This window comes from Deinococcus radiopugnans ATCC 19172 (assembly GCF_006335125.1).
In the GTDB taxonomy this organism is placed as follows: domain Bacteria; phylum Deinococcota; class Deinococci; order Deinococcales; family Deinococcaceae; genus Deinococcus; species Deinococcus radiopugnans.
In genome coordinates, this window is the sequence record NZ_VDMO01000014.1 from 23,363 (window position 1) to 34,765 (window position 11,403).

Genomic DNA, 11,403 nt, shown 5'->3' on the forward strand with positions numbered 1-11,403 from the left:
CAGCAGACTTTAGCGCCGCCGGGCCGACAGAGGTTGGAGCGGGTGCAAGCGGACGCGGCGCGATTGCACCCTGCATGCCCCCGGATGGGGGAGCAAACAGTCAGAATCCAGTGAGACATGCGAGCCGATACTGAACACCCGATGCTCCTGAACGCGCCCCACCTGACCGCGCCGCACGCCTTTTCCACGCGTGCCGGCGGCGTGTCTGTCGGTGCTTACCGGGGCCTGAACCTCGACGACCGCGAGGACGACGCGCCCCTGGTGACCGAGAACCGCCGCCGTCTGGCCGCCGCCCTGGGCTTTGATGCGGCGCAGGTGGCCCGGCTGGATCAGGTGCATGGAACCGACGTGATCGTGGTGACTGGCCCCGGCCTCTGGTCCGGCGACGCGCTGGTGAGCGCCACCCCCGGCGTGCTGCTGGCCATCGGCACGGCGGACTGTTACCCGCTGCTGCTGGAAGACCCGGCGGCGGGCGTGATCGGCGCGGCCCACGCGGGCTGGAAGGGCACGCTGGGGCGGATCGCAGAGAAGACCGTTCAGGCGATGACCGAACTCGGCGCGCGGCCTGGGCGCATCCGCGCCGCCGTCGGTCCTGGCATCTGCGGCGAGCGTTACGGCGTCGGGGCCGAGGTGGCCGCGCAGTTTATGGCTGCCGGTCTGGGCGACTTCGTTCACCAGAGGGGCGGGCAGCCCCATCTCGATCTGGCGGGCGCGAACCGGGCCGTGCTGCGGGAGGCGGGCCTGCCGGACAGCAACATCTGGCTGTCGGGCCGCTGCTCCACCGAACCCGAGTTCTACTCGTACCGCCGCGACGCCGGCAAGACCGGGCGGATGTGGGCCGTAATCGGTCTGCCCGCAGAGGCGTCCGCATGAGCCTGCTGCGCCCCCACGACGTGATCGACAATATTCTGGACATCACTCCGGAGTTCCTGGCGCGGCGCGGTCTGCGCGGGCTGCTGCTGGACCTGGACAACACGCTGGTGCCCTACGGCAGCTACGAGGAGGCCGCCGCCGCCGGGATGTTCCACTGGGCGCGCGAACTGCGCGACTCAGGAATCGGCCTGTACCTGCTGAGCAACGCCACGGGCCGCCGCGCCGCGTTCTGGCTGGAGCGGCTGGGCTTTTCCGGCGTGGGGCTGGCGGGCAAGCCGCATCCCCGCGCGTACCGCCGGGCGCTGGCCGAGCTGGGCCTGCCCGCACATCAGGTGGGCATGGTGGGCGATCAGCTGTTCACCGACGTGCTGGGCGGCAACCTCAGCGGCATGCACACCATTCTGGTGCGGCCCATGGTCAGCAATTCGTTGCCGCACACGCGGCTGGCGCGGCAACTCGAACGCGCGGTCCTGCGGAGGTACGGGCATGACTGGAAAACCTGAGGCCTGTTCGCCGCCCCAGCGCTCCCGGACACCCCGGACCCGGCGCACCCACCCGGCACACACTTCTATTCTCAACCGCTTCGATCTGCACGGCAAGGAGGGACGACATGGCACTTTCTATCGGTGACCGCCGACTGGGCGCGATTCTGCTCGAACAGGGGTACGTCAACGACGGCGACCTGCAAAAGGCGCTGGTGCGTCACTCTGAAGTCGGCGGACGGCTGGCCGAGATCCTGATCGATACCGGCCTGGTGGGCGAGAAGCGCATTGCGCGGGCCATTGAGGAGGCGCTGGGCATCCCGCTGGTCAACCTGATGGCGATCACGCCGGACCCGGTGGCGGTGGCGGCGATTCCGGCCCAGACCGCGCTGAACCTCCAGGCCATTCCCTTTGCGCTGGAAAACGGCACCCTGCGCGTGGCGCTGGTGGACCCCCTGTCCAGCCTGGCGCTGGAAACGCTGGAAGACGACAGCAACCTGACCATCGAGCCGTATCAGGCGCTGCGCGAGCAGGCGCTGTGGGCCGTGGCGCTGCACTACCCGGAACTGGGTCTGACGCCGGTCACGCCCGACGAGGCCGGCGAGGAGGTGGCGGGCGGCCAGCTGGGTCAGGCGCTGATCACGCGCGGCCTGATCACGGACGCGCAGCTGCAGGTGGCCCTGGACGCCCAGCAGCAGACCGGCGAGCCGCTGGGGACCACCCTGGTGGCGCAGCAGGCCATCAGCGAGGACCAGCTCTACGAATTGCTGGCCGAGCAGAGCGACGTCATCTACCTGAAAAACCCGCGTGACTTCCAGCCGGCCGAGGACGTGCTGGGCAGCATGCTGCGCGCCGACGCGCTGCGGCTCTCGGCCGTGCCGGTCGACGAGACCGCCGAGCATGTGGTGGTGGTGGCCACCGATCCGCGCAAACGCGAGGACATCGCCGCGCTGGTCGGGCGGCCCATCCAGCTGATCCTGGCGCGGCCGCACGACTTGGAAGTGCTGATCGAGCGCTTCTACCCGCAGCGCGGCCGGCTGGGCGAGCAGATGGTCCAGCAGGGCACGCTGTCACGCACGCAGCTGCGTGAGGCGCTGCAGGTCCAGGCCCGCCAGGGCAAGGTCAAGCCGCTGGGCGAGGTGATCCTGGAACTGGGCTTCGCCGACGCCAGTGAGATTGACAACGCCCTGCAAAAGCAGAACGTGGGCGGCGGCCGCCTGGAAGACACGCTGGTGCAGTCGGGCAAGCTGTCGCCGGAAATGCTGGCCCGCTCGCTGGCCGCGCAGCTGGGCTACGAATTCCTCGATCCGGTCCAGAACCCGCCGGACGCCAAGGTGGCGCTGCTGATTCCCGAGCCCACCGCGCGGCGCTACGGCGTGGTGCCGGTGAGGTTGCAGGGCGAGGCGCTGGTCATCGCCATGAAAGACCCGCGCAACGTCTTTGCGCTGGACGATCTCAAGCTGATCACCGGGCGCGAGATCATCCCCGCCGTGATGGCCGAGAAGGACATCGTGCGCCTGATCGAGCGCTACTTCGGCAATCAGGGCATGGCGGACCTGAACCAGCGCCTGCAGGCCGAATCGCTGCAGCGCGAGAAGGATTCCAAGCGCGGCGGCGACGTCGACGCAAACGCCAACTTCGACGACAACGCCGTCGTGAAGGTGGTGGACGGCCTGATTCGCGAGGCGGCCCTGCAGGAGGCCAGCGACATTCACATCGAGCCGACCGAATCCGCTCTGCGCGTGCGCTACCGGGTGGACGGCGTGCTGCGCGAGCAGAACGAGCTGCCCAAGGGCGCGGCCCAGAGCATCCTGGCCCGCATCAAGATCATGGGCAACCTCGACATCTCCGAGCGCCGCATTCCGCAGGACGGGCGCGTGCGCTTCCGCAAGGGCAGCATCGACATCGACCTGCGCCTGTCCACGTTGCCCACGGTGTACGGCGAGAAGGCCGTGATGCGCCTGCTGCAAAAGGCCAGCAACATCCCCGAAGTCGAGCAACTGGGCTTTTCCGACCACAACTTCCAGCGCTACCTGGACGTGATCGACAAGCCCAACGGCATTTTCCTGGTCACCGGCCCCACCGGTTCGGGCAAGTCCTTCACCAGTTTTTCCACCCTCAAGCGCATCGCCAAGCCCGAGAAGAACACCACCACCATCGAGGACCCGGTGGAGTACGAGATTCCCGGCATCATCCAGTCGCAGGTCAACCCGGTGGCGGGCCTGACGTTTGCCCGCGCGCTGAGGGCCTTCCTGCGCCAGGACCCCGACATCATCTTCGTGGGGGAAATCCGGGACACCGAGACGGCCAAGATCGCCGTGGAAGCGGCCCTGACCGGGCACCTGGTGCTGGCGACGCTGCACACCAACGACGCGCCCGGCGCCATCGTGCGCCTGGAGGAGATGGGCGTGGAGCCGTTCAACATCAGCGCCTCGGTGGTGGGCGTGCTGGCGCAGCGGCTGGTCCGCCGGGTCTGTCCCGACTGCAAGGCCCCCACCAACGCCGACCCGGACGTGCTGCGCCGCCTGGGCATCACCGAGCGCGACGTGCGCGGGGCCACCCTGATGCGCGGCGCGGGCTGCGCGCGCTGCGGCGGCACCGGCTACAAGGGCCGCATGGGCATCCATGAGCTGATGGTGGTGGACGAGCTGCTGCGCGTCGCCATCGGCTCGGGCCGGTCGGCCACGGAGATCCGCGACGTCGCCCTGGAACGCAGCGACATGCGGACCCTGCGCAACGACGGCATCGAGAAGGCCCTCAAGGGCCAGACCACGCTGGAAGAGGTGCTGGCCGTCACCAGCAACTAGGGCCGCCACCTCCCCTGTCCTGCCCACTGTCTCCCCTCCCCTGTCGCCCACCATCCCCTCCGAGGTACTTCCCCATGACCCAGCCCTCCGCCGACATCACCGACATCCTGCGAATCGCCGCCGAGAAGGGCGCGTCCGACGTGATCCTGACCGTGGGCATGGCCCCGCAGTTCAAGATCGACGGCGTGTACGGCCCGCAGGGGTTCGCCGATCTGGTGCCCACCGAGACGCGCAAGCTGATGTACTCGATGATGAACGAGAAGCAGCAGCGAACCTTCGAGGAACGCCGCGAGCTGGACTTCAGTTTTGCCCTGGGGGACCGCGCCCGCTTCCGCGTGAACTGCTTTATGCAGCGCGGCAACGTGGGCGGCGTGATGCGATTGATCCCCACCAAGATCAAGAGCGCCGCCGAGATGGGCCTGCCGCAGACGGTTGTCGATATCGCAGGCGCGCCGCGCGGACTGGTGCTGGTCACCGGGCCGACCGGATCGGGCAAGAGCACCACGCTGGCGGCCATGCTGGACCACATCAACTCCACCAAGAAGATGCACATCATGACCATCGAGGACCCTATCGAGTTCATGCACGCGCACAAGCAGAGCATCATCAACCAGCGCGAGGTCGGCTCCGACACCATGAGCTTCGAGAACGCCCTGCGCGCGGTGCTGCGTCAGGCCCCCGACGTGATTCTGGTGGGCGAAATGCGCGACCACGAGACGATCAAGGCCGCCGTCACCGCCGCCGAGACCGGGCACCTGGTGATGGGCACGCTGCACACCAACAGCGCCCCGGAATCGATTGACCGCATCGTGGACGTGTTCCCGGAAGAGCAGCAGGAGCAGATCCGGGTGCAGCTCGCCAACAACCTGGTGGCCGTGATGACCCAGCAGCTGCTGCCGCGACTGGACGGGCAGGGCCGCATCCTGGCCTACGAGCTGCTGATCGCCAACCCCGCCGTGCGCGCCCTGATCCGCGAGGGCAAGACGTATCAGATCACCAGCGTCATGCAGACCGGCGCACGCGAGGGCATGGTCACCATGGACGCCTTTCTGGCGAACCTGTACCGCCGCCGCATGATCAGCTTCGACGTGGGGGCCTCGCGCGCGGTCGATCCCAAGGAATTTGCGCGGCTGGCCAACGACGCCGGGGGGGCCGCCGCCGGAAATCAGCCGCAGGCCAGTTACACGCCTTCGCCGGCCACTTCTCCAGCTGCGGGGTCCACCAAGGCCACCGGCTGGGGGGAAACGGGGCGGGCGGCAGCCACCACCACCCCCGAAACAGGCTACGGCGGCCCCGCCAGCTACGGCCGGGGCAAACGCTGACCGTCCGCTTCCAGGCCCCAAAAAGCCGCCCCGCCGATGAACTGGCGGGGCGGCTTCTCTTCTCTGGGGTTACGCGCCCGGCTGCGTCACGCTCTTGCCGGTGCTGAGGGGCATGGTGGGCTGGGTGCCTTCGGGCTTGGGCAGCAGCAGCAGGTTCAGCACGTCGCCCACGCGCTCGGCGGGGTGCAGCTTCAGGTCGCCCCGGATGCTGTCGGGCACGTCCTGCAGGTTGGGTTCGTTGTCCTTGGGGAAGATCACTTCACGGATCCCGCCCTGGTGAGCGGCCAGCAGCTTTTCCTTGAGGCCGCCGATGGGCAGCACCCGGCCCCTGAGGCTGATCTCGCCGGTCATCGCCACGTCCATGCGCACCGGGCGGCCGGTGATCGCGCTGATCACGGCGGTGGCAATCGTGATGCCCGCGCTGGGGCCGTCCTTGGGCGTCGCGCCGTCGGGGAAGTGGACGTGCAGGTCCATGGTCTTGTGGAAGTCGGGGTCCGCGCCGTACTCGGCGGCGTGGGCACGCAGGTAGGCCACGGCGGCCCCCACGCTTTCCTTCATCACGTCACCCAGGCTGCCGGTCATGCTGATCTTGCCGCTGCCGGGGGTGGCCAGGGCCTCCACCAGCAACATGGTGCCGCCCACACTCGTCCAGGCCAGCCCCTGCGCCACGCCCACCTGCGGTTCCTTCTCCATCTTGTCGGGGCGGTGCAGCGGCACGCCCAGGTAGTCGGAAACCTGCGGGGCGTCGATGACCTTCACGCCCTCCCAGGGCTGTTCCAACAACTGACGGGCGGCCTTGCGCGCCAGCTTGCTGATCTGACGGTCCAGGTTGCGCACGCCGCTCTCGGCGGTGTATTCCTCGACAATGCGGTTCAGCGCCCCGTCGGTGATCTCCAGCTTGCCCAGCAGCCCGTGGCTCTTGATCTGGCGCGGCACACGGTAACGGCGGGCGATCTCCACCTTCTCCACCTGCGTGTAGCCGGGAATCTGGATCACTTCCATGCGGTCCAGCAGCGGGCGGGGAATGGTCTGCAGCGTGTTGGCGGTGGTGATGAACATCACCTGCGACAGGTCGTAGGGGACTTCCAGATAGTGGTCCTGGAAAGTGTGGTTCTGCTCGGGGTCGAGGACTTCCAGCATGGCACTGCTGGGATCGCCGCGCCAGTCGCTGCTCATCTTATCGATCTCGTCCAGCAGGATCACCGGGTTGGTCACGCCCGCGTTCTTCATCGACTGGATGATCCGCCCCGGCATCGAGCCGATGTAGGTGCGGCGGTGGCCGCGCACCTCCGACTCGTCGCGCACGCCGCCCAGGCTCATGCGGACGAACTTGCGGTTCAGGCTGCGGGCGATGCTCTTGCCCAGCGAGGTCTTGCCCACGCCGGGAGGGCCGACCAGGCACAGGATCGGGGCGCGCAGTTCGGCGTCGTCGGTGCGCTCCTCGGCGGTGCGTTCCTTGCGCTGCTCCTCGGTCTCGCCGTCCTTCTGGGTCAGCTGGCGCACGGCCAGGAATTCCAGAATGCGGTCTTTCACGTCGTCGAGGGCGTAGTGGTCATCGTCGAGGATGCTGCGCGTGCGGGCGATGTCCAGCACTTCCTCGTCGCGCTTGCTCCACGGCACGTCCACCAGCCAGTCGATGTAGTTGCGAACCACAGTACTTTCGGGGCTGCCGCCGGGGGTGCGTTCCAGGCGCTGCAGTTCCTTGAGGGCCTTTTCCTTGACCGACTCGGGCATGCCCGCTTCCTCGATCTTCTCGCGCAGCGCCTCGACTTCGGCCGGGCCGTCCTCGCCGCCGCCCAGTTCCTTGCCGATGGCCTTCATCTGCTCGCGCAGGTAATATTCGCGCTGGTTGGCGTCCATCTGCTCCTTGACGCGTCCGGCGATCTTCTTGTCCATATTGAAGCGCTCGGTGTCGCGGGTCAGGAACTTGAGGGTGGCTTCCAGGCGGGCGCGTAAGCCCACGGCCTCCAGGATTTCCTGCTTTTCCTCGGGCGTCCAGGTGGCGTGGTGGGCCACCTGATCGGCCAGCGCGCCGCCGTCGGTCAGGGCCTTCATGCCTTCGATCTGGTAGTTGTCCAGGCGCAGGTTCTTGTTCTGGCGCTGGTACTCCTCGAAGGCCGACTTGACCTCGGTGGTCAGCACCACGACCTCACGGCTGTCGTCGTCGGGGGTGGGCTGCGTCTCGGCGCGCACGCGCATGTAGGCGGCAGGCACCTCGTCCTGCACGGCGGCGCGTTCCTGGGCCTCAATCAGCACCTGATAGGTGTTGTCGGGCATGCGCACCACCTGCTTGACCACGGCCAGCACGCCCATGTCGTACAACTCGGCCTTGGTGGGATCGTCGGTGCGGGCGTCGCGCTGGGTCAGCAGCAGCACGCGGCGGTCCGAGGCCTGCGCCTCGTCCACGGCGCGCTTGCTCTTGGGACGGCCCACGTCCACGTTCATGGTGACGCCGGGCAGGATCACGATGTTTCTCAGTGCAACTACGGGAAGTTCCCAGATCATCTTTGCTCCTTGGGACTGTGCTCCGCCGGGGCGGGGACAGTTGAATAGATCAGTCTAACGCGGGGACATGAATGAAAACGACACCCCCGCAGGGTGTCCCAGAATTCTAGGAGTCACCGCGCGGGGATGCTGTAAGCTCGGTTGCCTTTTACGCAGACTTCTTGAGTCCCTTAGACTCAAGCAATTGGAGTGGGGCGTCGATGTGTTCGCCGTCGAAGCGCAGCTCCTTCAGCCCCGGAGCAGGCAACTCGAACAGCAGGTCGGTCATGGCCTTTTCCAAGACCGCCCGCAGGCCGCGCGCCCCGGTCTTGCGCTCCTTGGCGCGGTGGGCGACTTCCCGCAGGGCAGATTCGGTGAAGCTCAGATCCACGTCCTGAAAGCCGAACAGCGCCTGATACTGCCGGATGATCGCGCCCTGCGGCTCGGTCAGGATGCGGATCAGGGCGGCCTCGTCCAGATCCTGCAGCTGCACCACCAGCGGCAGGCGGCCCACGAACTCGGGAATCAGGCCGTACTTGACCAGATCCTCGGGCAGGAAGCGCAACTCGGCCTTCTCCTCGCCCTTGTGTTCGGCGCCGAAGCCCACCGCGCGCACGTTGGTGCGGGCGCGGGCGATCTCGGACATGCTCTCGAAGGCCCCGCCCACAATGAACAGGATGTTCTTGGTGTTGACCTGCACCAGCTCCTGCTGCGGGTGCTTGCGGCCCCCCTGCGGCGGCACCTGGGCCACGGTGCCCTCGATGATCTTCAGCAGCGCCTGCTGCACGCCCTCGCCGGACACGTCGCGGGTGATGCTGGTGCCCTCGGACTTGCGGGCGATCTTGTCGATCTCGTCGATGTAGATGATGCCGCGCTCGGCCGCGGAAACGTCATACTCAGCGGCCTGAAGCAGGCGCACGATCACGTTCTCCACGTCGTCGCCCACGTACCCGGCCTCGGTGAGGGTGGTGGCGTCGGCGATGGCGAACGGCACCTCCAGCATCTCGGCCAGCGACTGCGCCAGCAGCGTCTTGCCCGTCCCGGTGGGGCCGACGAGCAGGATGTTGCTCTTCTGCAGGTTCACGTCCGGGTGCGCCAGCCGCTGGTAATGGCTGACCACCGCCACCGCCAGCGCCTTTTTGGCCTCATCCTGACCGATCACGAACTCGTCCAGGTACGCCTTGATCTCCTTGGGACTGGGCAGTTCCTCCAGCACGAACTCGCTGCCCGCCTTCTTGTTCTGCTTGACCAGTTCGGCGGCGCGGTCGGTGCATTCGTTGCAGATAAAGGCCGCGCGGCCCGGCGCCTCGATCAGTTGCGCGATCTGGGGGTGCTGCCGCCCGCAGAACGAGCAGCGATCCCCACTTCCGGCTTTCGTGGTCATACGCCCACCTCCTCGATCTGACGGGTGTTCTCGATCACGCTGTCGATCAGGCCGTACTGCTTGGCTTCCTCGGCGGACATGAAGTAGTCGCGCTCCATGTCGCGCAGCAGCTTGTCGTGCGGCAGATCGGTGTGCTTGTTGTAGATGCTGACCAGACGGTCGCGCAGGTGCAGCACTTCCTTGGCCTGCACCTCCAGATCGGGGGTGTTGCCCCGGAAGCCCGCCGAACCCTGGTGGATCATGATCCGGCTGTTGGGCAGGGCCATGCGCTTGCCCTTGTCCCCGGCCATCAGCAGCACGCTGCCCATGCTCATGGCGATGCCGACGCAGATGGTGGACACGGGCGCCTTGATGTAGCGCATGGTGTCGTAGATCGCCAGTCCGGCGTAGACCTCGCCGCCGGGGCAGTTGATGTACATCTGGATTTCCTGCTCGGGGTTCTGGCTGTCCAGCAGCAACAGCTGCGCCACGATGCTGTTGGCCATCTGGGATTCAATCGGCGTCCCCACGAAGATAATCCGGTCTTTCAGCAGGCGCGAGTAGATGTCATAGCTGCGCTCGCCGCGCCCGGTCTGCTCGATCACGTAAGGAATGATGCCCATGCGCGCGATTATAGGGCGGATGCGGCGGGGAAACGTGGGGAATGCGGGGGTGGGCTAGCCTCTGGAAGCGCCCAGCACGTTGCCCACCCAGATCAGCCCAAAGCAGACGCTTCCGGCGATCAGGGCGAGGAGCACGTCCTTGAAAGGCAGCGCCACGGCGGGCGTGCCCTGCCCCACACGCGCCCTGTCGCCCGCCTCCTGTCCCTGGCTCTGGAAGGCCCCCCACACGAAGATTCCCGCCATCACCCACAGCCCGGTGCCTGCAACATTCAGCGCCGAGACCATGCCGTCCCAGCCCCGCTGGCTGACGGAAGAGGCATACAGGGCGGCCAGAGCAGACGCGCCCAGACCGTAGAGAACGCCTCGCAGGAGCAGGGTCAGCAGGAAGGCCAGGCGTGTCTGGGGCAGCTCCTGGCCTCCCTTCGAGATCCGCATAGGGCAAGTATGCCGCTGCACCGTGCGGCGTGTGGCGCGCTCTTCCCAGTCGGCCTCCTGGCCGCCGCGAGGCGGAACGGCAGCGCGTGGACGTGCAAGCGGGGGTGTGGAAGAGCAGAGGGAGGGCATCCGGGGGCAGCTCCATCCCCGGCCAGCCCTTGACTTTCCTGCTGCTGGAACGCTTAGGGTTCCGATATGCAAGGTCAGCTGATCATCTCCCGCTTTGCTGTACTCACGGGCCTGTCCCCAAAGACCCTGAGGTATTACGACGAGATCGGCCTGCTCCGTCCTGAATCGATCGACGAAGCCACCGGGTACAGGTATTACGGCGTCTCTCAGGTTCAGCGGGCCGTCAACGTGCGGCGCTGGCGACAACTGGGCATGCCGCTCGACGACATTCGGCAGCTGATGCATCAGCCTGACCGCGTCAGGGAGGTCTTGCTTCGTCATGAACAACGTTTGAAGGTCGAGATTGAACACCGCCAGCAGGCCATCACGCACCTGCACCGTTCCCTTCAGGAGGTTTCCATGAACTACCGGATAGAACAGCTTCCCGTCGTTCAGACCCTGACCATCTCCACCCGTCTCCAGCCGCCACATTACAAGGTGATCCCCGAAGCCTTGCAGGAGCTGATGCGCTACAAGAAGGCCCAGGGCTACACGAGCGACTCACCGAGCTTCTTCGTGCATCACAACGACGACCATGAAGGGGGGAGTCTGGTGGAGGTCTGCCTGCCCGTCACGGGTCGGGTAAAACCCGAGGGGCGAATCGAGGTGAGGACGTTCGGAGGTGAAAAGGCCTTCATCGGGCGGTTTGTAGGCCCTTACGATAGAACTGGGGCCGCCTACTCGGTGGTGGTGGAAGAGGCGTTGCGACGTGGCCTGAGCATCACAGGGGTGACGGCAGAGTTCTACGTCAAAAGCGTTCCAGACACGCCGAATCCCGCAGAGTACGAAACCGATATCGCGTTCTTTCTCCAGTGATCTCTGGCCTCATGTCAATATAAAAAGGCG

General features: G+C 66.6%; 9 protein-coding genes. 5 read left to right on the forward strand and 4 right to left on the reverse strand.

Features of this window, described 5'->3' with window-relative positions:
* The first annotated feature begins 117 nt into the window (after positions 1–117).
* The 4 genes from pgeF to FHR04_RS13270 all read left to right on the forward strand — a co-directional run bounded on the left by pgeF (position 118) and on the right by FHR04_RS13270 (position 5,484).
* The gene (pgeF, locus tag FHR04_RS13255) at positions 118–873 is read left to right on the forward strand and encodes a peptidoglycan editing factor PgeF (RefSeq protein ID WP_139403863.1); all 756 of its coding nucleotides are present in this window, start codon (positions 118–120) and stop codon (positions 871–873) included.
* The gene (locus tag FHR04_RS13260; RefSeq protein ID WP_039685659.1) at positions 870–1,376 is read left to right on the forward strand and encodes a YqeG family HAD IIIA-type phosphatase; all 507 of its coding nucleotides are present in this window, start codon (positions 870–872) and stop codon (positions 1,374–1,376) included. The genes pgeF and FHR04_RS13260 overlap by 4 nt, the downstream gene beginning before the upstream one ends.
* A gap of 107 nt (positions 1,377–1,483) precedes the next feature.
* Positions 1,484–4,162 (forward strand): ATPase, T2SS/T4P/T4SS family, encoded by a 2,679-nt coding sequence (locus tag FHR04_RS13265; RefSeq protein ID WP_139403864.1) that lies wholly within the window; start codon positions 1,484–1,486, stop codon positions 4,160–4,162.
* 74 nt (positions 4,163–4,236) lie between these two features.
* On the forward strand, positions 4,237–5,484 hold the full coding sequence (locus FHR04_RS13270; protein WP_139403865.1) for a type IV pilus twitching motility protein PilT: 1,248 nt from the start codon (positions 4,237–4,239) through the stop codon (positions 5,482–5,484).
* A 69-nt stretch (positions 5,485–5,553) separates the two neighbouring features.
* On the opposite strand, the gene lon is transcribed toward FHR04_RS13270, so the two are convergent.
* The 4 genes from lon to FHR04_RS13290 all read right to left on the reverse strand — a co-directional run bounded on the left by lon (position 5,554) and on the right by FHR04_RS13290 (position 10,389).
* The gene (gene lon / locus FHR04_RS13275) at positions 5,554–7,989 is read right to left on the reverse strand and encodes an endopeptidase La (protein ID WP_139403866.1); all 2,436 of its coding nucleotides are present in this window, start codon (positions 7,987–7,989) and stop codon (positions 5,554–5,556) included.
* 148 nt (positions 7,990–8,137) lie between these two features.
* Positions 8,138–9,352, reverse strand: a complete 1,215-nt coding sequence (gene clpX / locus FHR04_RS13280; RefSeq protein WP_039685667.1) for an ATP-dependent Clp protease ATP-binding subunit ClpX — start codon at positions 9,350–9,352, stop codon at positions 8,138–8,140.
* Complete coding sequence (clpP, locus tag FHR04_RS13285; RefSeq protein ID WP_039685669.1) at positions 9,349–9,954, reverse strand: ATP-dependent Clp protease proteolytic subunit; 606 nt, start codon at positions 9,952–9,954, stop codon at positions 9,349–9,351. The genes clpX and clpP overlap by 4 nt, the downstream gene beginning before the upstream one ends.
* 54 nt (positions 9,955–10,008) lie before the next feature.
* On the reverse strand, positions 10,009–10,389 hold the full coding sequence (locus FHR04_RS13290; protein ID WP_139403868.1) for a hypothetical protein: 381 nt from the start codon (positions 10,387–10,389) through the stop codon (positions 10,009–10,011).
* 195 nt (positions 10,390–10,584) lie between these two features.
* Here FHR04_RS13290 and FHR04_RS13295 point away from each other — a divergent pair, with 195 nt between their 5' ends.
* Positions 10,585–11,373: a MerR family transcriptional regulator gene (locus FHR04_RS13295; protein WP_139403869.1), complete on the forward strand. Its 789-nt coding sequence runs from the start codon at positions 10,585–10,587 to the stop codon at positions 11,371–11,373.
* Positions 11,374–11,403 lie beyond the last annotated feature (30 nt).